Source organism: Leucobacter denitrificans, from assembly GCF_014396385.1.
In the GTDB taxonomy this organism is placed as follows: domain Bacteria; phylum Actinomycetota; class Actinomycetes; order Actinomycetales; family Microbacteriaceae; genus Leucobacter; species Leucobacter denitrificans.
The window spans coordinates 877,916-901,582 of sequence record NZ_CP060716.1; the positions used below are offsets into that span (position 1 = coordinate 877,916).

Sequence of the window (23,667 nt, forward strand, 5' to 3'; positions counted from 1 at the left end):
TTACAGCTTGATCTCGATGTTGACATCGGCAGGAAGGTCGAGGCGCATGAGCGAGTCAACGGCCTTCGGGGTGGGATCGACAATGTCGATGAGACGCTTGTGCGTGCGCTTTTCAAAGTGCTCGCGGCTGTCCTTGTACTTGTGTGGTGAACGGATCACTGCGATCACGTTCTTCTCCGTGGGGAGCGGCACTGGGCCGATAACGGTTGCACCCGCGCGGGTGACCGTGTCGACGATCTTGCGTGCCGAGTTGTCAATGACCTCGTGGTCATACGACTTCAGTCGGATGCGGATTTTCTGTCCCGCCATGTGACTCTCTACTTTCTCTTGCGTCATACCGTCGGCTTGTGACCGACGCATTGGACGTCTTGTTGCGTATCAGCGCCCTGGCAGTACGGCACCTCTCGGCGCCATGTGCTGGGTCTCTGTTCACCTGTCAATTCCTGCACACACAAAAACGGCCGGACGCATGTCTGGCCGCCAATTGGCGTGCGGGATGTGTTCGCTACCTGCGGCCTCATCACCTCGAAACCCGAGTGACAATGCACAGCCTGGCAGTGATCCGCATGCACGGAGTACTGAACCTGTCTATTTTGACACAGCGAATCCTCCGATGCAACCCGGGCGTGTCGCTCGTGCTTCGCACTCGCTGCCCGGGCCTCCCGGGAGCCCGAGACGGGCTCCCCAGCCAGTGCACAAAGGCCAGAAATGGCCTTTGCTCCTAGCGCTGGCTGCAGGCGTGTCGCTCGTGCTTCGCGGGCCCCTACCAGCGATCAAGCGAAACGATCACGGCGATTCGAAATCAGTATTGACAACCAATCAATACTGCCAGAGCGGTACGAAATTGCGGGGTATCCTGGGCAAAGTCGTTCAAGGAAGAGGGTTGCAGGGTGTCAGAGATACACGGGCGCGTCGTGAAACTTCACGATATCAACGAGGACGACATTGAGGTGTCACAGCCGAAGACGTCCGCAGCGGGTCTCAAAGCGGTTGGCGTTGCGTTTGAGCGCGGCCTGCAACAGGGCGGTGTGAGCCGCACTGTGCGATCGATGTTCCGAATTAACCAGCCCGATGGCGTTGATTGCCCGGGCTGCGCATGGCCAGAGTCGATCACCGGCGACCGCAAGAAAGTGGAGTTCTGCGAGAACGGTGCGAAGGCTCTCGCAGAAGAAAACACGCTGCGAATTGCGACACCAGACTGGTGGGCCGCCCACCCAATCTCAGAACTTGAGCAGAAGACCGAGTACTGGCTCGGACAGTCAGGGCGCATCACCCACCCCATGATTATTCGAGAGGGTGACACTCACTACTCCCCTATCCCCTGGGATGAAGCTTTCACAATCATTGGCGAGCATGTGCGCGCTACGACTGCGGATCGCTGCACGTTCTATACCTCGGGCCGCACCCCGAATGAGACCGCGTTCATGTACCAGCTCCTCGCGCGCTCGCTCGGTACGAACAACCTCCCCGACTGTTCCAACATGTGCCATGAGTCCTCGGGCGTCGCACTGAATCCCACGATCGGTATCGGCAAGGGAACCGTGTCGCTTGAAGACCTTGAGCAAGCGGAGCTCATCTTCGTCGTTGGCCAGAACCCCGGCACCAATCACCCGCGCATGCTTGGTTCGCTCGTCGAGTGCCGCAAGAACGGCGGCAAGGTCGTTGCGGTGAACCCTCTCCCAGAGGCAGGCCTGCTCCGTTTCAAGGATCCACAGACGCCAAAGGGACTTATCGGTGACGGCGAGCGCACGAGCGACGAGTTTCTTCAGATCAAGGTCGGTGGCGACCAGGCACTGTTTCAGGCGCTCGGGCACTTGCTATTGCAAAAAGAGGCAGAGGCTCCAGGTTCGGTGGTGGATCGCGACTTCGTCGCATCTTCCACGGAGGGCTTTGAAGCTTACGCCGCCGCTCGGGCGAACCTTGATTGGGATGAGATCCACAACGCGACGGGACTCGAGCGCAAGGAAATCGAGCACATTGCGGATCTGCTCGCCGCCTCAAAAGCAACCATTTTCTGTTGGGCCCTCGGAATTACTCAGCAACCCCACTCGGTGGACACCATCAAGGAGATCGTGAATCTTCTGCTATTGCAGGGCAACTTCGGAAAGCCCGGCGCTGGAGCATGCCCGGTGCGAGGTCACTCAAACGTGCAGGGAGACCGCACGTTCGGCATCTGGGAGAAGCCGACCGAAGACTTGCTCACGCGGATCGATACCGAGTTCGGAATCACCTCGCCGCGGCACCACGGCTACGATTCGACCGAGGCAATGGAGGCCATGCATCGCGGCGACGTCGACGTATTTGTCTCGCTCGGGGGCAACCTTGCACTCGCGAACTCCGATACCGAGTTTATGGAGGCGGGGCTCAAGAACACCGGCCTCACTGTGCACATTTCGACGAAGCCAAACCGGTCGCACGTCGTCCACGGCAAGACGTCGATCATCCTTCCGACGCTCGGACGAACCGACATCGATGACAAGCACCCGGGCGGCGCACAATTTCTCTCGGTCGAGAATTCAATGTCGGTAGTGAGCCGCACACAGGGGCGCCTAAAGCCTGTATCCGATCATTTGCTCGCCGAACCCGTAATCATCGCCCGCATGGCACACTCCATTTTTGGGCCGGAGCACACCGTCGACTGGAAGGCGATGGCCGATGACTACGACGTGATCCGCGATCACTGCTCGCGCGTGATTCCGGGCACAGAAGACTTCAATGCCCGCGTGCGCGCCGAGTTCGGATTCGTGCTGCCGAATCCCCCTCGCGACCGCCGGAGTTTCGCAAATCTTCAGGGTAGGGCCCAATTCTCGGTTCGCGACCTCGAATACCTCACCCCGCCTGCCGGACACCTGGTGCTGCAAACTCTTCGTTCGCACGATCAATACAACACCACGTTCTATGGGCTCGACGACCGGTACCGCGGCATCAAGAATGGCCGCAGGGTGATCCTCATTCATCCTGAGGATTTGCGCGAAACCGGGTTTGCCGACGGAGACGTCGTCGATGTCGTTTCAGTGTTTCGGGGCGAGGAGCGTCGCGCAGATAAGTTTCGTCTCGTCGCGTACCCAACAGCCCGCGGGTGCGTTGCAGCGTACTACCCCGAAGCAAACCCACTGGTGCACCGCGAGCTTGTGGCCCGCGAGTCCAACACCCCGGGTTTCAAGGCGGTTATGGTTCGGTTTGAAGCGTCGAGTCAATAATTCGATCGTCACGACTGTAGACGGTCATTGAGGGGTGGCGTAAAAATCCGACGAGTGTGAGCCCGGCTTCGCGCGCGAGTTGAACCGCAAGTGACGACGGCGCCGATACCGCAGCAAGCATCGGAACCCCGGCCATCAAGGCCTTTTGCGTAAGTTCAAAACTCGCTCTCCCCGACACCATCAACACTCGACCTTTGGCTGGGAGTTCGCCGTGTTCGAGCGCCCACCCGATAACCTTGTCGACCGCATTGTGACGCCCCACATCCTCGCGCAGCACGAGCATCTCCCCCGTGACTGCGTCGAAGAGCGCGGCCGCATGCAATCCACCAGTGCGATCAAACACGGCCTGCCCGGCGCGCAGCGTCTCAGGAAGCGTTGCGAGCACACTCGCTTCAATCACGAGCGGATCCTCATGCACCTCAAATCGCGAGGTCGTGCGAACCGCGTCAATACTCGCTTTTCCGCACACGCCACACGAACTCGTCGTATAGAAGTTTCGCTCGAGACTCGGGTCGGGCGGTGTCACTCCCGGCGCGAGCGTGAGATCGAGCACATTGTAGGTGTTCGCTTCGCCGTCGTTCGTACTCGCACAGTGGATCGCAGAGGCTAACTCCCCAGGCGCCCCAATCACGCCTTCCGACACCAAGAATCCCGCCGCCAACTCAACGTCGTGCCCTGGTGTGCGCATGGTCACCGCGAGCGGCGATCCACCCACTCGAATCTCGAGTGGCTCTTCACCCGCGACGAAATCTGCCCGCTGGGTGCGTCGCTCGCCGACCACAATGCGCGTGATGCGCTGACGCGAGGTTATTCGGGACATAGCTGCCGCAATCTACTTACGCCGGTAGGCGAGGTCGCGGATCGCCCGACCCTTCGCAATACCCTTGTTCTCGAACGCGGTGAGCACGCGCCCATCAAATCGATCGGCCCAGTCGCCATCGAAGTCGCGCTCAAAGTCTGGGGCTGCATCGAGTACCTCGCGCATGTGCTCCGCGTATTCCTCCCAGTCAGTACCGAGCCTCAGCACACCGCCGGGAGCGAGCACGCGGCTCGCGATTCTCGTGAAGTCTTCGTTGATGAGCCTGCGCTTGTGGTGGCGCGTCTTCTTCCAGGGGTCTGGGAAGAAGACCCAGATCTCTGACACCGAAGACTCTGGAAGGTACTTTTCGAGTAGCTCGGGGGCATTGACTTCGGCGAGCCTTAAGTTCTCGAGGCCCGCTTCTTTGGCTCGCAACACGGTTCGTGCGAGACCCGCACGAAATACCTCGACAGCCAGAAAGTTCTTCTCAGGGTGCGCTTCGGCTGCGTGCAGAATCTGGTGGCCCTGCCCCGATCCAATCTCTACGACAAGCGCCGCATCGCGACCGAAGATTTCGACTGGCTCACCGTGTTCGCCGTCTGCCACACTCGTCGCCGCCGGACCATGCTTGATATCGAGCACGAAATCGTCACGCGATTCTTCCCAGGCGCGAATTTGCGACGGTGTCATTCGCCCGCTTCTGCGCACGAATGAGACGGGCTTGTCGCGGAAGGTCGTGGAATCAAAGACCTTCTTGGTCTGGGGCTGTTCAGTCACCTCTATACGCTAACAAACCTGGAATGTGTGATCGCACTACGATGGAAATACGCAATCGGCGAAAGAGGGAGCAATGAAGCGAATACTGTTGGTCAACGGTCCAAACCTCAACCTCTTGGGCACTCGTGAACCTGAAGTATACGGAAGCGACACACTCGCCGATGTGGAGCGGCTCGCCACACGTGTTGCGAAGGAGTACGGCCTTGCTGTGCGAGCGGTGCAGAGCAACCACGAGGGCGCGATTATTGACGCTATCCACGAGGCGCGCAAAGACTGCGACGGCATCATCATTAACCCCGCAGGTCTCACTCACACCTCCGTTGCGCTACGCGATGCACTTGCGGGCGTTGCGTTGCCGTTTGGCGAGATCCACATATCAAATACGCACGCGCGTGAAGAATTTCGCCATCATTCCTACCTCTCGAGCCTCGCGGAGTTCGTGATCCTCGGCGCTGGAATTCAGGGATACGAGTTCGCGGTTCGGCGCATGGCGTCACTGCTCGCGCGCTAAGACACAGCCTGCAGAATCTACGTGCTCTTAGCCGCGCGCCGAAGCAGTGATGAATACATCGAGGAGCTGCGGGTTGTGTGCGTGCACGAGCACCGCAAAGACGACCGCGTCGAACAGCAAGTGAACGGTGACGACGTACCCGAGCGACTTTGTGCGCATGAAGATAATTCCCTGCATGAGCGCGAATGGAATCGTGAGGAGCGGGCCCCAGGCCCGATAGCCAAGTTCCCAGAGAAACGACACGAACACGACGGACTGCAGCAGGTTCGCGGCCCACATCGGGAAGTGTCGCAGCATCACCGTGAACACCGTGCAGATGAAGAAGAGCTCATCCCAAATCCCCACTGCACCGACGCCAATGAATAGCCGGGCAATGAGGTTCGGGGTCTCAACCTCAGGCCAGTTTGCGTACACGCCTGACGAAATGAAATAGAACGGCAGAATCAGCCAAGCAGCGATGAGCACGCCGACGAGCCATCCCCAGTGAAACTTGCCCCAGCGCCCGCCGCCGCGCCAGGGAAATCTTACGACTCGGTCACCATAGACGAAGCGTGACACAAGGTACGGGACGGCGACCGCGCCGCCCAGTGCGAGGGTGAATCTCAGCATTGCCCAATTGTCGAGCTCAGCCTCGAGCGAGATTGTGCGGATAATCGCGAGCCCTATGGCGACGAGTGAGAGGTCACGGAGCAGCGAGGGTGCTGCGGACGTCGCGGGCCCTCTGGACTCTCGGGGCGCTGCCTTGCGATCCACCACCCAGGCCACGCCGAGCCCTACGGCAAGTAGGGCCCACCCGATCCACAACGATTCGAGCACGAAGAACGCAGGCGCAGCGAGCACGGTGAGTATTGCGGCGAGCGCCGCGGTCGCGCTCGAGCGCGCGCCTGCCGGGTGGATCGTGATCTTCACGCCCCCAGGTTAGCGTCGAGCCCCGCATCTTCAACCGACACGCTCAAGAATTCGGCGCCGTTCGAGAACGTCGTAGATCGCAGCCAGGTCGAGAATTCTTGGTCAAGATCATCGTCGTATCGTTCGGTCATTCCAAATTCCGATAGCAACTCTTCAGCAGTGTCGAGCACGGAACCCCAGAGCAATTACAGCGATAGAAATTCGTCGTTTCATCAGGCGTCCTTTCGCGAGCCCCATGCGAGGTAAGAGGAAAGCCCAAGTACGAAGTACAGCCCGCCCACGATCCACGTTCCGAGCACGAGCAGTCCGGGTGAGAACATCGAGAGCACCATGATGGCACCGCCGATACTCGCGATGATGAGCGCCGACACCCTGACACCCACTGCAAACAGTACCGCGAGCACGAGTGCGCAAAGCATCACCAGCCACGCAACCAGATCGAGCTCAACTGACCCGCTCAGCGCCCCCGCACCGAGAAGCAGAGCGGGTGCCACTACAACGACCGCCCCCACCGCGCGCCAAATAGGAGCTTCGGCAAGCCGCAGACCCCGCTGCATGCGCCAGGGAACGATAACGGCTGCCCACATGAGCATTGCGACCGGCATGTAAAAGCTGCCAACGGTGAGAATACCGAGCAGGGCAAACCCCGTCACGACGACGGCGTTTGCCAGCGAGACCGCTGTGCGCCAAGTTGCCGGGAGCACAAGTGGGAGCAGCGCGAGAAGTGCAGGTGCGAACGCGAGCAACATGAACCCCGGACCATACGACTCAGAGAGTGTGGAATACACGATTTCGCTATCGGTCGTGACTCCGCTACTACTCGATTCCATGCTCACAGAAGCGAAACCCCGAGCGAGAAACGAAGCGAACACGCCGGCGAGTACGCTAAGCGCAACGGTCGCGAGACGCAGTGCGGTTGCCGCCCTCATCGACACCCGGTTCTCCCGCGCGGGGAGCCCGAGTTCCACACGGTACTGTGCCGCGAATGACGTCGGGCTACCCAGCGAAGCGAGGGCCTCTTGTGGCGAGGCGCCGCCCTCAAGTGCGTCTGCAACGTGTGCACGCACGTCATCGACTGCCGCGTCTCGAGCCGAACTGGGAGCATCGCTAAGCTCTCTGGTGAGCACACGCAAGTAGTCAGCTGTTTCGCGGTCAAACTTTTCGGGCGTCATTGTTCCTCCTTGAGCAGCCGCTCCACCTGGACTGCGAAGGTCCGCCAAGTCTCTTCAAATGTTGTGAGTAATTCACGACCTTCGCCCGTGATCGCGTAATAGCGACGCGGTCGCGATCCACCGCTCTCTTTCGCTGATTCCCATCTCGTATCAACCGCACCCGATTCCCGCATGCGTGCGAGCAGCGGGTAGAGGCTCCCCTCGCTCGCACTCAGGCCCCGTTCGACGAGCGCATTTGCGAGTTCGAGACCATACATGTCTCGGTGCGAGAGCATCGCGAGCACGCAGTACTCAAGCACTCCCTTACGGAGGTTCGTGGCAATCCGCTCACGCTGCGCATCCATACACAACACCATACCTTGCATAACAAGTATTGCAATGCACGATATCGTAGTCAGGATTCGAGAAGCGCGAAGTCGGTGGTTGCTATTAGCCTGAAACAATGAACTCTCAGCAGACAGTAGCGGCAGATGCTCATGACAGTATTCGCGTGCATGGAGCCCGTGAGAACAATCTGAAAGATGTGAGCGTCACGTTGCCCAAGCGGCGACTCACCGCAGTGACCGGTGTATCTGGCTCCGGTAAGAGTTCACTCGTGTTTGGCACAATCGCGGCAGAGTCGCAGCGCCTCATCAACGAGACATATTCGACGTTTGTGCAGGGCTTCATGCCGACACTGGCACGCCCCGACGTCGATGTGCTTGACGGCATCACGACCGCGATTCTTGTTGACCAGCAGCGCATGGGCGCAGACCCGAGGTCAACCGTCGGCACGGCGACCGATGCGAACGCGATGCTGCGCATTCTGTTCAGCCGGTTGGGCACGCCGCATATTGGGCCGGCAAAGGCGTTCTCCTTCAACGTCGCTTCGATTTCTGGGGCGGGCGCCGTCACGCTTGAGAAGGGCGGTCGCAAGACGAAGGAGCGGCGCGAATTCAAGATCGTTGGCGGCATGTGCCCGAGGTGCGAGGGGCGCGGTCAGGTGAGCGACTTCGATCTCACCGCCATTTACGACGAGAACAAGTCGCTCAACGAGGGCGCGCTCATGGTCCCCGGGTATTCGATTGACGGGTGGTACGGTCGCGTATTCGGCGGCAATGGCTTCTACGATCCAGACAAACCGATCAAAGACTTCACGAAGAAAGAACTCGACGCGCTTCTCTACAAAGAGCCAACAAAGATCAAGGTCGACGGAATCAACATCACCTACGAAGGCATGATTCCGCGAATCCAGAAGTCAATGCTTTCGAAAGATCGTGAGGCGATGCAGCCGCACATTCGCGCATTTGTGGATCGCGCGATCACGTTCGACACCTGCCCTGAATGCGAAGGCACCCGCCTGACCGAACTCGCTCGGTCTTCAAAGATTAAGGGCATTTCGATTGCCGACGCGTGCGCCATGCAAATCTCGGATCTCCTCGAGTGGGTGCGCGGTATTAGTGATGCGTCGGTCGCGCCGCTCCTCGAGAACCTACTCGGGACCTTGCAATCCTTCGTGGACATCGGCCTGGGATACCTTTCACTCGATCGCCCGGCGGGCACGCTTTCGGGCGGCGAGTCGCAGCGCACGAAGATGATCCGCCACTTGGGTTCGAGCCTCACTGATGTCACATACATCTTCGATGAGCCCTCGATCGGGCTGCACCCGCACGATATCGAGCGCATGAACGCGCTCCTGCTGCAGCTGCGTGACAAGGGTAATACGGTGCTCGTCGTCGAGCACAAACCCGAAATGATTCAGATCGCTGACCATGTGGTTGATCTCGGGCCGGGTGCCGGCTCCGGTGGTGGCGAGATCTGCTTCGAAGGTACGGTCGACGAGCTCCGAGACTCAGATACGGTGACGGGGAGGCACTTCGGAGACCGCGCAAAGCTCAAAGAACAGGTGCGGGAGAGCTCTGACACGATCGAGGTTCGAGGTGCGGATCTCAACAATCTACAGAACGTCGACGTGGACCTTCCCCTCGGAGTACTCACCGTCGTGACCGGTGTCGCAGGTTCTGGTAAGTCATCACTCATTCATGGCTACGTCACGAAACGCGAAGGGGTTGTAGCGGTCGATCAGTCGCCGATCAAGGGATCGCGCAGGTCAAACCCGGCAACGTACACGGGTGTCCTCGATCCGATACGCACGGCATTTGCGAAAGCGAACGGGGTAAAGCCAGCGCTGTTCTCCGCGAACTCCGAGGGCGCCTGCCCGGTGTGTAAGGGCGCGGGTGTTATTTACACCGACCTAGTGATGATGGCTGGTGTTGCGACACCGTGTGATGAGTGCGAGGGCCGACGGTATCAAGCCGAGGTGCTCGAATATCGACTCGGCGGCACCGATTCAGACGAGCACGGCAAGAACATCGCTGAGGTGCTCGAAATGTCCATGGCCGAGGCGCATGACTTCTTCGCGGGAACGTCACCAGCCGGGCCCGCGGCAAAGGTACCGAAGGCAGCCAAAATTCTCGAACGGCTCGTCGACGTGGGTCTCGGGTACCTCACGCTTGGCCAACCCCTCACCACACTCTCAGGCGGCGAGCGCCAGCGCGTAAAGCTCGCGATCGCTATGGCTGAGGAGGGCGGGGTGTACGTGCTCGATGAGCCGACCACCGGCCTCCACCTCGCTGACGTCGATCAGTTACTCAGCGTGCTCGACCGAATCGTTGACTCCGGCAAGAGTGTGATCGTCATTGAGCACCACCAGGCAGTGATGGCGCACGCAGACTGGATTATTGATCTGGGACCCGGAGCCGGCCATGACGGTGGAGAGGTCGTGTTTGAGGGCACTCCGGCAGACCTTGTGAAGTCGCGATCGACAACAACCGGCGAACACCTCGCACGGTACGTGGCGACCTAGCGCGACTTGCTCGCGCAGGCGACGCAGTGTTCGGCAAATGGTCGCACCTCGAGGCGTTCGGGCGGGATTTGTAGACCACACCGGGTGCACACTCCGTAGCTGCCCGCATCCCAGCGTTCAAGGGCCGCGAGCACCTCAGCCAGATCACTCCTAGCCTGAGCAGCGAGCCCTGTGAGCCTCGACCACTCCGTCGAAAGCGTGACCCCCTCTGGGTCGTGCTCGTCGTCGTCGTTTGCGTCGGCCCTGCTCAGCGTAAGCGTGTGAAGTTCTGCCTCGATCCGCTCGACTCGCGCGCTCACCTCGGCACGCAGACCGAGCAGCATGTCGTGCAACACGGCTACTCGTTTGCTGCTTGGGTAGCGGCCAGGGCCGACGGGAGTTCGTTGAGCGCATTGATGACGCGATGCAGTTCTCCAACCGCGCGAGGCTTCGGAATGAGTGTGACGCGCGCCAGCTCTGCGTGGTTGTCCCCCTCTTCAGGAAACGGATCGGAGAACGCGAACTTGCCCTGCGAGAGCAATCCCTCAAACCGCTCATTGAGCTCCTCAAGCTCGATGAGCGTAGGCTCGCTCTTGACATACAGCATGAGGGTGTCCTGTCCGCCAGCACGGGCACCTGGTTCTACCGGGAACCAGCGAAGGTCTTGGTAATTGCTCCAGAACTTGCGCACGTGCGCCACCGCCTCATCTGCGGAGTCGGTGATGAGCACCCGCTCGAGATCACCTGGTGTGGCGAAGCCTGCTGCCTCGATCTCTTCCACGACAAACCGCTCGAATCCGCGCCAGTAGCTCCCGCCGGCACGGTCGAGGAGCACGATGGGAACCGGCACCATCTTCCCCGTTTGTTGCAGCGTGAGGAGCTCAAACGTTTCGTCCATGGTGCCGAACCCGCCAGGGAGGCAAATGAACGCGCTCGATTCCTTCACCAGCATGAGCTTGCGGGTGAAGAAGTACTTCATCGCAACGCTCTGGGTCTCGTTCTCGAGGAACGCATTTGGTTCCTCTTCGAACGGCAGCCGAATCGACACTCCAAGGGATTGCTGAGGCCCGGCTCCGGTCGCTGCAGCTTCCATGATCCCTGGGCCAGCGCCGGTGACCACCATCCAGTCATCTTCGGCAAACGCGCGAGCGGTCTCCTCCGCGGCGATCGAGAGGAGGTCGCCAGGCTGAGTGCGCGCAGACCCGAAAATGGTGGCCTTGCGTATACCGGTGAACGGCTCGAAGATACGAAATGCGGCACGCATCTCCTCGACCGCAGCCGCGGTGATCTTGAGATTGAGTCGCGACGCCTCATCAGTGCCCAGGCCGACCCCCGACTCGAGGATTCGTCGAATGAGAGTGCGCTGCTTTGTGATTTCTGCGGCGGCTAAAAGGTCATCGATGGCGTCTGCAGTCGCGGGGCTCACTGGGGTCGTCATGGCCCCAGTCTAGGCCGATGCTCTGAGGCAAGAATGGGCGCAGACTAGTGTGGAGGCATGCTAGACCGCAGAACTCACCTCGCGTCCCCGCGCCATCGAGGAGAGCTCGCCCGTGTGCTTGAAGAGCTCCGCTCGAAGCACGAGGTACCGAGCGAGTTTCCCGAGGCTGCAGCGACCGAGGCGGAGGCAGCTGAGGCCGGGGTACCGCGCCTCGACCTCCGCGATATACCGTTCGTCACGCTCGACCCTGCAGATTCTCGTGACCTCGATCAGGCGTTCCATATCGAGCACACAAGCACGGGCATGGTGCTGCGCTATGCGATCGCCGATCTCCCTGGGTTCGTCGCACCGGGCGGAGCAATCGACCTCGAAGCGAGGCGACGTGGCCAAACGCTCTACCTGCCAGACGGGCGCGTTCCGCTCCACCCGCCGGTGCTCAGTGAGGGTAAAGCCTCACTTCTCCCCGATAAAGATCGCACGGCGTTTGTGTGGACCATTCCTGTGGATCAAGCAGGCGCAGCAGCAATCGGTGGTGCTGCAGTACCCGACGCACGGGTCGAACGCGCAAGGATCCGCTCTCGCGCCAAACTCAACTACGTGTCGGCCCAACAGTCGATTGATGCGGGAACACCTCACGAGCAAATAGAGCTACTTCGCGAGTTCGGGCTTCTCCGCATCGAGCAAGAAGCGCGTCGGGGTGGCGCAAGCCTGAACATGGCCGATGAGGAGATCGTGCGCGACGAGCACGGGTACCGCATCGTGCGCTCGTTTCCGCTCGCGGTCGAGGAGTGGAACGCCCAACTCTCATTGCTCACAGGGATGGTCGCTGCCCGCATCATGCTCGATGGCGGCATCGGAATCTTGCGCACCATGCCCTCACCAGACGATGAGGCACTCAGTGAGTTCCGATCACGCGTTGCGGCGCTCGGTAAGCCTTGGCCGTCTGATGTGAGCTACGGAGAGTACCTTCGCAGCGTCCCACGCGACGGTGAACACAGCGTTGCGGTATTGCACGCCGCGGCGAGTTTGTTCCGCGGTGCCGACTACGCCGTGTTCGGAGTACCTGGCGAGGACGGGGCACTCATCGCGCCGCCCGCGTCGCCGAACCAGGCTGCCATCGCTGCGCCGTACGCGCACGTGACGGCGCCGCTCAGGCGGTTGGTGGATCGCTGGACGCTCGTCATCTGTGAGGCGCTCTGTGCGGGAGCCGAGACTCCAGACTGGGTCACTCAAAGCCTCGCCGATATCCCGTCACTCATGCGGTCTTCCTCATCGCTTGCTGGGCGACTGAATTCGGCAATCATCGACCGAGTGGAAGCTGCGCTACTTCGTGACCGCGTTGGCGAGGTCTTCTCCGCAACGGTGTTGCAAGCGCGCGAGAGTTCTGCGCGCGTACTCGTCGAGGATCCACCAGTTACCGCGAACGCGGAGTTTGCGGGCGTCGTTGCAGGTCAACTCATCTCCGTGCGTGTCACGCGCGCAGACGTGCTTACCGGTGAGATTGAGCTCGAGGCTGTCTAGCCTCAGTTTCAAACTGCGGGTGAAACCGTTCTACAACTACACCGTGACGACTTCGGGGGCACCCGACTCGCGCTCGTGCCCCATTTCGTTGGCAATGCGGTTCGCCTCTTCGATGAGAGTCGCCACAATCTCCGCCTCGGGCACGGTCTTGATGACCTCGCCCTTCACAAAAATCTGGCCCTTGCCATTGCCCGAAGCCACGCCGAGATCTGCCTCGCGTGCCTCACCGGGACCATTTACGACGCAGCCCATAACCGCGACGCGGAGCGGGACCGTCATGCCCTCGAGGCCCTTCGTAACCTCATCAGCGAGCGTGTACACGTCGACCTGTGCGCGGCCGCACGACGGGCACGACACGATCTCGAGTCGGCGCTCACGCAAGTTGAGGGACTGCAGAATCTGAAGCCCAACCTTGATCTCTTCCGCTGGCGGCGCCGAGAGCGAAACACGAATCGTGTCACCAATGCCCTCGGAGAGCAAGATACCGAATGCCGTTGCACTCTTGATCGTGCCCTGGAACGCGGGGCCCGCCTCGGTCACGCCGAGGTGCAGTGGCCAGTCGCCCTTCGCCGCAAGCTGGCGGTACGCGTTGACCATAACGATCGGGTCATTGTGCTTCACCGAAATCTTGAAGTCGTGAAAGTCGTGCTCTTCAAACAACGACGCTTCCCACACCGCACTCTCGACGAGTGCCTCAGCGGTCGGCTTGCCGTACTTCTGCAGAAGCCTGCGATCGAGTGACCCTGCGTTCACGCCGATGCGGAGGGACACTCCCGCGTCTTTCGCGGCCTTCGCGATCTCACCCACGTTGCCGTCGAACTGGCGAATATTGCCGGGGTTCACGCGAACTGCCGCGCAGCCCGCATCGATCGCCGCGTAAATATACCGAGGCTGGAAGTGAATATCTGCGATAACCGGAATCTGGCTCTTCTTCGCGATGATGTGCAGCACGTCAGCGTCGTCTTGGCTCGGCACCGCGACGCGCACGATGTCACACCCCGAAGCCGTCAGCTCGGCGATCTGCTGAAGCGTGCCGTTGATGTCTGTCGTCGGCGTCGTGGTCATCGATTGCACAGAGATCTGCGAATCACTGCCCACACCAACTGAACCGACCTTAATCTGCCGGGTCTTTCGCCGAGGTGCTAATACTGCCGGTATCTTCGGCATTCCCAAATTCACTGCTGCCACGGAAGCGAGTCTACCCGGGCTCCCTGAGTCCCAGCGTGTACTCACCGTGTGAGCTTCGGCCCGCGGTTAGCCGAACAGATTCACCGGTTTCACGATGTCGGCGTACATAAGCAGCACGCTCATCGCGCCGAGTGCAATCACGACAACAAAGGTGACGGGCACCATCTTGGCCGTATCAACGGGGCCCGGATCAGGTTTGCGCAACAGCCGCGCGAGTCCCCGCTTGAGCCATTCATAAATCGCGCCAGCGACATGTCCGCCGTCGAGAGGCATGAGCGGAACGAGGTTGAATACCAGTAGCGCGACGTTGAGCGAGCCGACAAGACTCACCATGAACTGCGCGCGCGCCGCGATCGGCGCCTGATCCATACTCGCTACCTCGCCAGCGAGGCGCCCGACGCCAACAACACTCATTGGCCCGTTGGGGTCGCGTTCTTCAGCGCCAAACGCTGCATTCCACACGTCGACCATGCGCTCCGGAAGTCGAATAATCACTCCCGCGACGTTCTTCACGTTCTCACCCACGAACGCCGGCACCTCTGAAACCGGCTGACGCACCGTTTCGGTCGCTGGCGTCGCACCGATCATGCCGACGGTCTCGGTGATCGGGTTGTCATTCGCGTCGACGACTACCTGACCGCTGTCGTCGAACACGTACCGTTCGTTTGCTTGCGGGGTGAGCGTGAGGTCGTGTGTGGATCCATCGCGTTCAACCGAGACGGAAAGCGAAATGCCTGGCGACTCACTCACAATCGTACGGAACTGTTCCCAGTCTTCGATCGCTACCCCATCGACCGCAAGGAGGGTGTCCCCCGGGAGCATGCCGGCTTCAGCTGCGGGTGCGGCCGGGTCGTCACTAGAGCAGGTGGTGGCGGAACTCGACGCAGGCACAAGACACTCGCTGAGATATGCGAGCGTCGTGCTGCTCTGCGCCACCCCGAAACCGCAAATTACGATCGCGAAGAACACAAACGCGAGCACAAGATTCATGAACGGACCACCGAGCATGATGATGATCTTTTTCCATGCCGGCAACCGGTAGAAGGTTCTGTCGTCTTCTCCGTGGGCAATCGACTCTGCGCTTGCATCGCGAGCGTCGTCGATGAGCCCGGCGATACCCCGCCGAGGCTCGGGCACGTTCTCGGCTTCCGCAGTAATTTGGCCGCCCGAGTGATGTCGCTGAATCCCTGCAGGAGCTTCTTCCACGACCGAGTTCAAGAAGCCGGTTGATGCCTCCCTGGGCGCTTCTCCGGGTTTCGCGGGTGGGTACATGCCAATCATTGACACGTACCCGCCCAGCGGAAGCATTTTTATGCCGTATTCGGTCTCACCTTTCTTGCGAGACCACAGCGTGCGCCCGAAGCCAACCATGTACTGGGTGACTTTTACCCCGAACAGCTTGGCAGGTACGAGGTGACCGATTTCGTGCAGCGCGATTGAGACTGCGAGTCCCACCAGAACGATGAGAATCCCGAGCACATAGAGCAAGACGGTCATCACTGAAACAGGCTAGCGCGGGCGGCTGTGAGCAACCCAGTGATGAACGTGTGAATTAGCTCACTTCTGCGTCGTTAGCCGAAGCGTACTCCTCAGGCGTGAGCAGCGGGCCCTCCTCGGAAACCTCGACGCGGAACAGCCAGCCTGCACCGTATGGGTCGCTGTTTACAATTGCGGGGTCATCGGTTGCCGCATCGTTCACCTCGACAACGCTGCCGGTGACCGGTGAGTACAGCTCCGAGACCGACTTCGTCGACTCGATCTCGCCGCACACCTCGCCAGCGGTCAGTTGCTGCCCAACCTCGGGGAGGTCGATGTAGACAATCTCGCCGAGTGCGTCAGCAGCAACCTCGCTGACGCCAACTGTGGCGGGGCTTTCTGAGTTGATCCACTCATGCTCTTCTGAATAGCGGTAACCCGCGTGTACCTTGCTCATGCTTGCTCCTTTAACTGGAATGTATGTGTGCGCAGACTAGCTCTGTCGCTGATAGAACGGAAGTGATACGACTTCGAACGGCTCTGGCTTGCCGCGCAGATCCACCGCGACGGCAGTGCCAATTTCGGCGAACGCAGCATCGATTCGCGCGAGGGCAACTGGGTGGCCTAGTGTCGGGCTCGGCAGACCGCTCGTGATCTGACCGATCTGTTCGCCCGGAGTACCGTCTGCCGCCACCGCGTGCACCGCATAGCCCGAGCGCCCGGCGCGACGGCCCGCACCAGAGAGGCCCACGAGTACCTGCGCGGAACCCTCGGCCTTCACTACTTCGAGGGCCGCACGACCTATGAAGTCCTCTGACTTCTTGAACGAGACAACGCCGCCGAGTCCCGCCTCAAACGGCGTGGTGTCGAGACCGAGTTCGTTCCCGTACAGTGGCATTCCGGCCTCAAGCCTCAGCGAATCACGCGCTGCCAGACCACACGGAATAAGCCCGTGTGACGACCCTGCGTCGAGGAGCAGTTGCCAGATCTTTGCCGCCCGCTCGTTTGGCAAGAACAACTCGAAGCCGTCTTCGCCGGTGTACCCGGTGCGCGCGAGCATGATGTCGACGCCACCGATCTCGATCGAGGTCCACGCGTAGTACGCGAGGTCACGCACTGCCTGATGCTGCGACTCGTCGGTGACCGCACTCACAATTGCCTCTGAAGCAGGCCCTTGCACCGCGATCAGGCTGGTCTCGCTCGATGCGTCACGCACCTCAACAGCAAAGCCTGCAGCCCGCTCAGCGAGCACGTCGGCAACAACCTCAGCATTGCCCGCGTTAGGAACCACGAGGAATCGGGTCTCGGAGACGCGGTAAATGATGAGGTCATCGATAATCCCGCCGGCCTCATTGCAGAGGAGCGAGTACTTCGCCTTTCCGACCTTCATAATCGCGAGATTTCCGACGAGTGCTGTGTTCAAGTACGTGGCCGCGTCGTCGCCAGTAACCCAGACCTCCCCCATGTGCGAGAGGTCAAACAGGCCTGCCGCCTCGCGCACCGCGTGGTGCTCAGCGAGTTCGCGGTCGTACCGCAGCGGCATGTCCCAGCCACCGAAGTCGGTGAATGAGGCACCAAGCTTTTCGTGCTCGGCGTGTAGTGCAGTGTGCTTCGTCATGGCTTACTCCTCAAACGCTTCAATGGGTGGGCACGAGCATACGAGGTTTCGGTCGCCGAAGGCACCATCGATCCTCGAGACTGGCGGGAAGTACTTGTCGACCCGCAGACGCTCGCTCGGGAACGCCCCTTGCTCGCGGCTGTAGGGGCGCTCCCAGCTATCGCTCACCACGACCGACGCCGGGTGTGGTGCGTTGCGCAGCGGTGATTCCTCGACTGCGTACGCGCCCGAGATGACCTCGTCGATCTCTGCACGAATCGTCACCATTGCTTCGATGAATCGCTCGATCTCTCCGAGATCCTCCGACTCGGTCGGCTCGACCATGAGCGTGCCAGCCACCGGGAAGGCGAGGGTCGGCGCATGGAAACCGAAGTCGATGAGACGCTTGGCAACGTCTTCCGCGGTAACTCCCGACTTGGTGGTGAGCTCACGGAGGTCGAGAATGCACTCGTGCGCGACGAGACCCTCGTTGCCTGTGAACAACACTGGGAAGTGCTCACGGAGCCTCGCCGCAATGTAGTTCGCGCTGAGCAGCGCGGTCTTGCTTGCCTGGGTGAGGCCCTCGGCGCCCATCATCGCAACGTATGCGTACGAGATCGGCAGCACTCCCGCAGAGCCGAACACGGTCGCCGCGACAGGGATTCCGTCACCGGTCGTGATCTCACCCTCGGTAGTTGGGTTGCCAGGAAGGTACGGGAGCAGATGCTCGGCAACCGCGACCGGGCCAACACCTGGGCCACCGCCGCCGTGTGGAATTGCGAATGTCTTGTGCAGGTTCAGGTGGGAGACATCGCCGCCGAATTCACCGGGCTGTGCGAGGCCAACGAGCGCATTCATGTTTGCGCCATCGATATACACCTGGCCGCCCGCTGCGTGCACCTTCTCGCACACGTCGCGCACATCCGCGTCGTACACACCGTACGTTGACGGGTACGTGATCATAATCGCCGACAGCACATCGCGATGCGCTTCGATCTTGGCGTCGAGATCCGCCATATCGATCGCACCCTCGTCAGTGTTCTTGACGACCACGACGCGCATGCCCGCAAGAACCGCAGAGGCCGCGTTCGTGCCGTGGGCCGACGCGGGAATGAGGCACACGTCGCGCTCGGTATCACCGTTCGCGAGGTGGTAGCCGCGAATCGCGAGCAACCCGGCGTACTCGCCCTGCGAACCGGCATTCGGTTGCAGCGAGATGCCAGCGTAGCCCGTGATCTCGATGAGCCATGCCTCGAGGCGGTGGATCAGCTCACGCCAACCCACGCTCTGCTCTTCTGGCACGTACGGGTGGATCCCAGCAAACTCCGGCCACGAGATCGATTCCATCTCTGCTGCGGAGTTCAGCTTCATCGTGCACGAGCCGAGCGGAATCATCGTGCGGTCGAGCGCGAGGTCGCGGTCGGAAAGCCTGCGGAGGTAGCGCATCATCTGCGTTTCCGAGCGGATCTCGTTGAAGATTGGGTGGGTGAGGTATTCGCTCGTGCGAGCAACCGAGGCGGGGAATGCGAGCGAGTCGATTGGATCCACCGCGCTGAGTTCCGCACCAAACACGCGCGCGACACCCTCTACCGTTTCCGCAGTCGTCGTTTCATCGAACGACACCCCGACAGTGTCCGCATCGACGAGCCTGAGGTTAAAGCCTGCTGCCGCAGCATCGGCGACGATTGCCTTGGCACGGCCCGGCACACTCGCCCACACGGTATCGAAGTAAGTTTCGCTCGCGACCGAGATGCCAGCTGCGGCGAGCGCTGCGGCGAAGTTCTGCGCGTGCGCGTGGGTGCGCTTCGCGATTGCCTCGAGCCCGTCGGGCCCGTGGTACACGGCGTACATCGACGCGGTGATCGCAAGCAGCGCCTGCGCGGTGCAGATGTTGCTCGTCGCCTTCTCGCGGCGAATGTGCTGCTCACGAGTTTGCAGCGCGAGGCGGTACGCGGTGCGGCCCTCTTGATCCTTCGATACGCCGACGAGCCGACCGGGCAGCGAGCGCTCGAGCCCCGCACGCACTGCGAGGTAGGCGGCGTGTGGGCCACCGAAGAAGAGCGGCACTCCGAAACGCTGAGTGTTGCCTACCGCGACATCTGCGCCCTGCTCCCCCGGAGGAACGATGAGCGTCAGTGCGAGCAGGTCGGCGACCACTGTGACCATCGCGCCGCGATCCTTCGCTTCCCGGATCGTCGCCGTGTGATCCACAACGGCACCGTTGTTGCCCGGCTGCTGCAGCACGATGCCAGAGATTGGCCCCTCGGGCAGGCCCTGCGACAGGTCTGCAATCTCGACCTCGAAACCGAGCGCCTGAGCGCGACCCTGCACGACCTTGATGGTCTGCGGAAAGAGGTTCGAGTCGAGCACGGTCTTCGCGTCTGCGGCAGCCTTGTTTGCGCGGCGCATGAGCAGCACCGCTTCTGCGGTCGCGGAGCTCTCGTCGAGCATTGACGCGTTCGCGATGGGAAGCGCTGTGAGATCAGAAACCATGGTCTGGAAGTTGAGGAGCGCCTCAAGCCGACCCTGCGAGATCTCTGGCTGATACGGCGTGTAGGCCGTGTACCACGAAGGACTCTCGAGCACGTTGCGGCGAATGACCGGCGGAGTGTGTGTTCCGTAAAACCCCTGCCCAATGAGCTGGGTCTTCACGACATTCATGCTCGCAAGTCTGCGGAGTTCCGCGAGGCTATCTTCTTCCGTGAGCGCTGGCGGAAGGTCGAGAGCTTTCGAGCTGCGAATCGATGCGGGTACTGCCGTGTCGACGAGCGCGTCGAGGGTGTCGTAGCCGAGCGTATCGAGCATGACCTGCTGATCAGCAGGGGCCGCAATACCTATATGCCTATTCGCGAACGCGGGTGACGATGCCTGTTGAGTCAAAGGTGGATCTCCAGAAGTCAGGGCCATCTCGGCCTGTGAAAGATCCTCCCCGCTCTGTACGTGACCTGAGAGATTCGGCGAAGTGTCGCTGCGACACCAGACCTTGCACCGTCGGTGAGCGGGATTGCCCGCTGCTTTTCAGAGTTGCCTGTGCATGCGGTACATGTGCCTGAGAGTTTCCCGGGGAGGGATTGCTCCTACGGCGTCGGGATTCTCACCCGATCTCTCCCGCGATGCATAAGCGGCGTGTTCAGTTATGCACCCGATTCTACCCGTAGTCCCGAGCAAACCGCGACCGCTCGCCTACTTGTCGAAAAGCTTGTGAGCTGCTGCGCGGGCCCAGCGTTCAGCTTCGGCAAGCGACTCGAGCGTGAGTTGCTGTGGAGGCTCGTGGCGATCCACCACCGCACTCACGGTGTCGACGATTTGAGTGAAGCGGATCTTGCCGTCGTGAAACGCGTCGACCGCTTCTTCGTTCGCCGCGTTGAACACGGCCGGGTACGTTTCTCGTTTGCGCCCGACGTGCTTCGCGAGCGCAACCGCCGGAAACGCTTGCTCGTCGAGCGGTTCGAATTCCCACTTCGTCGCCTGGCTCCAATCGAGTGGTGCGCCCGCGCCCGCGAGGCGATCGGGCCAGGTGAGTCCGAGCGCGATGGGCAAGCGCATGTCGGGCGGCGAGGCCTGCGCGATTGTGGATCCATCGATGAACTCAACCATCGAATGCACGATCGACTGCGGATGCACGACAACGTCGATGTCGCCGTAGGATACACCGAACAGCAGATGCGCCTCGATGACTTCGAGCCCCTTGTTCATGAGCGTTGCGGAGTTGGTGGTGACGACGCGACCCATGTCCCACGTGGGATGCGCGAGCGCCTGCGCCGGAGTAACGTGCTCGAGTTCGGCGCGCGAGCGACCGCGGAACGGCCCGCCAGACGCAGTGAGCACAAGGCGCTTCACCTCGTTTTTCGCCCCCGAACGCAATGCCTGCGCAATTGCTGAGTGCTCGGAGTCGACCGGCACGATCTGCCCCGGCTTCGCGAGACCAGTCACCAGATCTCCACCAACGATGAGCGACTCTTTGTTTGCGAGCGCGAGAGTGCGCCCCGCTTTGAGTGCGGCGATTGTCGGGCCGAGCCCCACAGAGCCGGTGATGCCGTTCAACACCACATCTGCAGTGACATCTCGCACGAGCTGCGTCGCTGCCTCTGCACCAAGACCCGTGTGCTGAACATTGAACTCTTCAGCCTGCTCGCGCAGTCGCTCAGCATTCGAGCCAGCGATGAGCCCCACTACCTGAAAACGGCTCGGCTGCCGCCTTATGACGTCAAGCGCCTGCTCGCCGATCGAACCAGTGGATCCCAAAATAACAACGCGCTTCATGCACACCATTCTGCATGAAGCGCGTTGTCGCGTGCTTATTCGGCGTGCACCGTGCCGAGGATATCGAGCACGAACACCATCACGTCGTCGGGCTCGTGACCCATTTGCTCGAGACTTGCAGCCCCGTATCCGCCGTCTTCAGCTGGAACGACAGAAATGATCTGCGATCCGACTTTCTGCCCTTCGAGGGCCTTCTGGAAGCCGCCGATGACCTGTGTCGTCAAGAAGTCAGTGGGTGCGCCACGGCTCCAGCTCGAGTCGAACTCTTCGCCTGTGCGCCAGATAACGCCTCGATAGTTCACGTAGACGCGGTCACCGGCTTGCACGGTCTCGCCGTCGCCCTCGATGATGGTCGCAATGCTGAGCTCGGTCGGCGCGTCGACGCCCTCTGGCATAGTGATCGTCGGTGCGCCGTCGTCATCAAGCTTGACCGTAGGGAATCCGTCAGGAGCGGCGACCGCTTTACCCTCAGCCCGGCTCAGTAGCTCGTCTGCTTCGAGTGTGCCCGGCTCCGTCGACGCTGCCGAATCCGCGACCTCACCAAACTCCATCACGATGACGATTGAGTCTTCCTCGGTGATGCCTTCGAGGCCGGTCTCCTCAGCAGCCGCGGTGCCGAATACGTCAGCGTACGGGGTGACGATTGCAATCTGCTCACCTGGCACAGCACAGCGGATTCCCTCGTACGCCCAGGTAGCAAGCTGCTCCTGAGCTGCGGGAATCGGGCTCGTCGCTACCTGCTGCAGGCTCGTGCCGTCGGCACCATTGAACATCGACATAGCGACCTCAATGGTTTGGTCGGCGGTTGGGCTCTCACCTTCACCTTCCTTGAGAACCGAGCGCTCGGTTGCCTCGACCGAGACCGGCGTCTCCGAGGTAATTTCGAGGTCGTTGCCCACTTCACCGGTGACCTCGATTGTCTTGCTCGCACTGCCTGGCGCGAGGCAGTCTTCACCCGACGCGTCAGTGTTTGCTCCCCCACCGGCAGAACAGCCGGTGAGCAGCAGCGCAGTGGCAGCGAGTGGTACGAATACACGTGAAAGTTTCACTGAGGTCCTGTCTGAGTGAGTGGCTGGCGGTACATCGCCACATGGTCGATGTAGTAATTCTGGTGCATCTGGCTATCGAGACCCTGAGAATAACTGCGCCGCGCTACCGATTGGCCAAAGCTGCGGCATACAGTTCTTTCGACGGGATCCCTGTTAGTTCAGAGACCTCCCGCGTCACATCCTTCAAGCGTTCACCCGCGGCAACTCGCGCAGTGACTTCGGCAAGCGCCGTCTCAGGCGACACTGACTGCGCGGGTGCGCCGCCAACGACGAGCACGATCTCGCCGCGAACGCCTCCGGCGGCCCACTCAGCGAGTTCACCCAGCCCGCCGCGCTTGATCTCCTCATGCAGCTTGGTGAGTTCTCGGCATACAGCCGCGCGCCGATCCACACCGAAGGCTGCGGCGAGGTCGTTGAGCGCCTGAACAACCCGCGAGGGTGACTCGAAAAACACGAGTGTGCGCCGCTCATGGGCAAGCTCCTTGAGCAGGCGTGCCCGCTCGCCAGGCTTGCGTGGCATAAAACCCTCAAACGCGAAACGGTCGGTCGGAAGACCCGATGCGGCGAGCGCGGTGACGACTGCGGAGGGTCCGGGGATCACACTCACCTGCACGCCCGCTTCGGCCGCGAGCTGCACGACGCGGTATCCCGGGTCAGAGACGGTCGGCATTCCGGCGTCACTCACGAGCACGATGTCTTCGTGCTTCGCTCGCTCTACGAGACGTGCGGCGCGTTCGTGCTCGTTGTGGTCGTGAAGCGCGACGAGCTCAGCGCGCGTCTCAATCTCGAGAAGCCGGAGTAACTGGGCCGTATGCCTGGTGTCCTCGGCCGCAATGACCTTGGCGTGAGCGAGTGTGTCGCGAAGCCTTGGCGAGGCGTCTCCGAGGTTTCCGATAGGCGTCGCCGCGAGCAGAATCATGCCCCAATCGTACGGGCATTTGCG

At 61.1% G+C, this 23,667-nt stretch carries 21 protein-coding genes and 2 riboswitches; of the genes, 4 read left to right on the forward strand and 17 right to left on the reverse strand.

Features of this window, described 5'->3' with window-relative positions:
- Positions 1 to 309: a 30S ribosomal protein S10 gene (gene rpsJ / locus H9L06_RS04230; protein WP_025133701.1), complete on the reverse strand. Its 309-nt coding sequence runs from the start codon at positions 307 to 309 to the stop codon at positions 1 to 3.
- A gap of 581 nt (positions 310 to 890) precedes the next feature.
- On the opposite strand from rpsJ, the gene H9L06_RS04235 reads away from it, so the two are divergent.
- Entirely contained in the window at positions 891 to 3,200 is a 2,310-nt protein-coding gene (locus H9L06_RS04235; protein WP_246454489.1) for an FdhF/YdeP family oxidoreductase, read from the forward strand.
- Here the strand turns inward: H9L06_RS04235 and fdhD are convergent.
- Both fdhD and trmB read right to left on the reverse strand, forming a co-directional pair.
- Positions 3,169 to 4,020 carry a formate dehydrogenase accessory sulfurtransferase FdhD gene (gene fdhD / locus H9L06_RS04240; RefSeq protein WP_187555996.1) on the reverse strand — a complete coding sequence of 284 codons (852 nt, stop codon included), beginning with the start codon at positions 4,018 to 4,020 and terminating at the stop codon, positions 3,169 to 3,171. The genes H9L06_RS04235 and fdhD overlap by 32 nt on opposite strands.
- 12 nt (positions 4,021 to 4,032) lie before the next feature.
- Positions 4,033 to 4,776 (reverse strand): tRNA (guanosine(46)-N7)-methyltransferase TrmB, encoded by a 744-nt coding sequence (trmB, locus tag H9L06_RS04245; protein WP_187555997.1) that lies wholly within the window; start codon positions 4,774 to 4,776, stop codon positions 4,033 to 4,035.
- Positions 4,777 to 4,849: 73 nt separating this feature from the next.
- On the opposite strand from trmB, the gene aroQ reads away from it, so the two are divergent.
- The gene (gene aroQ / locus H9L06_RS04250; protein WP_187555998.1) at positions 4,850 to 5,287 is read left to right on the forward strand and encodes a type II 3-dehydroquinate dehydratase; all 438 of its coding nucleotides are present in this window, start codon (positions 4,850 to 4,852) and stop codon (positions 5,285 to 5,287) included.
- Between the two features lie 27 nt (positions 5,288 to 5,314).
- On the opposite strand, the gene H9L06_RS04255 is transcribed toward aroQ, so the two are convergent.
- The 4 genes from H9L06_RS04255 to H9L06_RS04265 form a co-directional block, all read right to left on the reverse strand.
- Entirely contained in the window at positions 5,315 to 6,190 is an 876-nt protein-coding gene (locus H9L06_RS04255) for a CPBP family intramembrane glutamic endopeptidase (protein WP_246454526.1), read from the reverse strand.
- Positions 6,191 to 6,192: 2 nt separating this feature from the next.
- Positions 6,193 to 6,327: a hypothetical protein gene (locus tag H9L06_RS11895; RefSeq protein WP_281381709.1), complete on the reverse strand. Its 135-nt coding sequence runs from the start codon at positions 6,325 to 6,327 to the stop codon at positions 6,193 to 6,195.
- An 81-nt stretch (positions 6,328 to 6,408) separates the two neighbouring features.
- Positions 6,409 to 7,368, reverse strand: a complete 960-nt coding sequence (locus H9L06_RS04260) for an HAAS signaling domain-containing protein (RefSeq protein WP_187555999.1) — start codon at positions 7,366 to 7,368, stop codon at positions 6,409 to 6,411.
- Positions 7,365 to 7,712 (reverse strand): PadR family transcriptional regulator, encoded by a 348-nt coding sequence (locus H9L06_RS04265; protein ID WP_187556000.1) that lies wholly within the window; start codon positions 7,710 to 7,712, stop codon positions 7,365 to 7,367. The genes H9L06_RS04260 and H9L06_RS04265 overlap by 4 nt, the downstream gene beginning before the upstream one ends.
- 98 nt (positions 7,713 to 7,810) lie before the next feature.
- Between H9L06_RS04265 and H9L06_RS04270 the strand changes: the two genes are divergently transcribed.
- On the forward strand, positions 7,811 to 10,213 hold the full coding sequence (locus tag H9L06_RS04270; RefSeq protein WP_187556001.1) for an ATP-binding cassette domain-containing protein: 2,403 nt from the start codon (positions 7,811 to 7,813) through the stop codon (positions 10,211 to 10,213).
- Here the strand turns inward: H9L06_RS04270 and H9L06_RS04275 are convergent.
- Positions 10,210 to 10,548 carry a TraR/DksA family transcriptional regulator gene (locus H9L06_RS04275; RefSeq protein WP_246454490.1) on the reverse strand — a complete coding sequence of 113 codons (339 nt, stop codon included), beginning with the start codon at positions 10,546 to 10,548 and terminating at the stop codon, positions 10,210 to 10,212. The two genes, H9L06_RS04270 and H9L06_RS04275, sit on opposite strands and share 4 nt — an antisense overlap.
- Positions 10,549 to 10,550: 2 nt before the next feature.
- Positions 10,551 to 11,630 (reverse strand): LOG family protein, encoded by a 1,080-nt coding sequence (locus tag H9L06_RS04280; RefSeq protein ID WP_187556002.1) that lies wholly within the window; start codon positions 11,628 to 11,630, stop codon positions 10,551 to 10,553.
- Positions 11,631 to 11,744: 114 nt separating this feature from the next.
- Here H9L06_RS04280 and H9L06_RS04285 point away from each other — a divergent pair, with 114 nt between their 5' ends.
- Positions 11,745 to 13,151 carry an RNB domain-containing ribonuclease gene (locus tag H9L06_RS04285; RefSeq protein ID WP_246454491.1) on the forward strand — a complete coding sequence of 469 codons (1,407 nt, stop codon included), beginning with the start codon at positions 11,745 to 11,747 and terminating at the stop codon, positions 13,149 to 13,151.
- Between the two features lie 36 nt (positions 13,152 to 13,187).
- Here the strand turns inward: H9L06_RS04285 and ispG are convergent, their stop codons facing one another.
- From ispG to rsmI, 8 genes are all read right to left on the reverse strand, one after another.
- Positions 13,188 to 14,318 carry a flavodoxin-dependent (E)-4-hydroxy-3-methylbut-2-enyl-diphosphate synthase gene (gene ispG / locus H9L06_RS04290; RefSeq protein WP_187556342.1) on the reverse strand — a complete coding sequence of 377 codons (1,131 nt, stop codon included), beginning with the start codon at positions 14,316 to 14,318 and terminating at the stop codon, positions 13,188 to 13,190.
- Between the two features lie 87 nt (positions 14,319 to 14,405).
- The gene (locus tag H9L06_RS04295; RefSeq protein ID WP_187556004.1) at positions 14,406 to 15,836 is read right to left on the reverse strand and encodes a M50 family metallopeptidase; all 1,431 of its coding nucleotides are present in this window, start codon (positions 15,834 to 15,836) and stop codon (positions 14,406 to 14,408) included.
- Between the two features lie 55 nt (positions 15,837 to 15,891).
- Positions 15,892 to 16,272 (reverse strand): glycine cleavage system protein GcvH, encoded by a 381-nt coding sequence (gene gcvH / locus H9L06_RS04300; RefSeq protein ID WP_187556005.1) that lies wholly within the window; start codon positions 16,270 to 16,272, stop codon positions 15,892 to 15,894.
- 36 nt (positions 16,273 to 16,308) lie between these two features.
- Positions 16,309 to 17,433: a glycine cleavage system aminomethyltransferase GcvT gene (gene gcvT, locus H9L06_RS04305; RefSeq protein ID WP_187556006.1), complete on the reverse strand. Its 1,125-nt coding sequence runs from the start codon at positions 17,431 to 17,433 to the stop codon at positions 16,309 to 16,311.
- A gap of 3 nt (positions 17,434 to 17,436) precedes the next feature.
- Positions 17,437 to 20,292 carry an aminomethyl-transferring glycine dehydrogenase gene (gene gcvP, locus H9L06_RS04310; RefSeq protein ID WP_246454492.1) on the reverse strand — a complete coding sequence of 952 codons (2,856 nt, stop codon included), beginning with the start codon at positions 20,290 to 20,292 and terminating at the stop codon, positions 17,437 to 17,439.
- 44 nt (positions 20,293 to 20,336) lie between these two features.
- A riboswitch (glycine riboswitch) is annotated at positions 20,337 to 20,439 on the reverse strand.
- Position 20,440: 1 nt separating this feature from the next.
- Positions 20,441 to 20,533, reverse strand: a riboswitch (glycine riboswitch).
- Between the two features lie 62 nt (positions 20,534 to 20,595).
- On the reverse strand, positions 20,596 to 21,675 hold the full coding sequence (gene dxr, locus H9L06_RS04315) for a 1-deoxy-D-xylulose-5-phosphate reductoisomerase (RefSeq protein WP_187556008.1): 1,080 nt from the start codon (positions 21,673 to 21,675) through the stop codon (positions 20,596 to 20,598).
- Between the two features lie 35 nt (positions 21,676 to 21,710).
- Positions 21,711 to 22,724, reverse strand: coding sequence for an FKBP-type peptidyl-prolyl cis-trans isomerase (locus H9L06_RS04320; protein ID WP_187556009.1), 1,014 nt, complete (start codon positions 22,722 to 22,724; stop codon positions 21,711 to 21,713).
- Positions 22,725 to 22,827: 103 nt separating this feature from the next.
- Complete coding sequence (gene rsmI, locus H9L06_RS04325) at positions 22,828 to 23,643, reverse strand: 16S rRNA (cytidine(1402)-2'-O)-methyltransferase (RefSeq protein WP_187556010.1); 816 nt, start codon at positions 23,641 to 23,643, stop codon at positions 22,828 to 22,830.
- Positions 23,644 to 23,667 lie beyond the last annotated feature (24 nt).

Bases quoted from the DNA above. Each gene is read 5' to 3' on its own strand.
- rpsJ (WP_025133701.1), bottom strand. From the start codon at position 309: ATGGCGGGACAGAAAATCCGCATCCGACTGAAGTCGTATGACCACGAG.
- fdhD (WP_187555996.1), bottom strand. From the start codon at position 4,020: ATGTCCCGAATAACCTCGCGTCAGCGCATCACGCGCATTGTGGTCGGC.
- aroQ (WP_187555998.1), top strand. From the start codon at position 4,850: ATGAAGCGAATACTGTTGGTCAACGGTCCAAACCTCAACCTCTTGGGC.
- H9L06_RS11895 (WP_281381709.1), bottom strand. From the start codon at position 6,327: ATGACCGAACGATACGACGATGATCTTGACCAAGAATTCTCGACCTGG.
- H9L06_RS04260 (WP_187555999.1), bottom strand. From the start codon at position 7,368: ATGACGCCCGAAAAGTTTGACCGCGAAACAGCTGACTACTTGCGTGTG.
- H9L06_RS04265 (WP_187556000.1), bottom strand. From the start codon at position 7,712: ATGGATGCGCAGCGTGAGCGGATTGCCACGAACCTCCGTAAGGGAGTG.
- H9L06_RS04270 (WP_187556001.1), top strand. From the start codon at position 7,811: ATGAACTCTCAGCAGACAGTAGCGGCAGATGCTCATGACAGTATTCGC.
- H9L06_RS04280 (WP_187556002.1), bottom strand. From the start codon at position 11,630: ATGACGACCCCAGTGAGCCCCGCGACTGCAGACGCCATCGATGACCTT.
- ispG (WP_187556342.1), bottom strand. From the start codon at position 14,318: ATGCCGAAGATACCGGCAGTATTAGCACCTCGGCGAAAGACCCGGCAG.
- H9L06_RS04295 (WP_187556004.1), bottom strand. From the start codon at position 15,836: ATGACCGTCTTGCTCTATGTGCTCGGGATTCTCATCGTTCTGGTGGGA.
- gcvH (WP_187556005.1), bottom strand. From the start codon at position 16,272: ATGAGCAAGGTACACGCGGGTTACCGCTATTCAGAAGAGCATGAGTGG.
- gcvT (WP_187556006.1), bottom strand. From the start codon at position 17,433: ATGACGAAGCACACTGCACTACACGCCGAGCACGAAAAGCTTGGTGCC.
- dxr (WP_187556008.1), bottom strand. From the start codon at position 21,675: ATGAAGCGCGTTGTTATTTTGGGATCCACTGGTTCGATCGGCGAGCAG.
- rsmI (WP_187556010.1), bottom strand. From the start codon at position 23,643: ATGATTCTGCTCGCGGCGACGCCTATCGGAAACCTCGGAGACGCCTCG.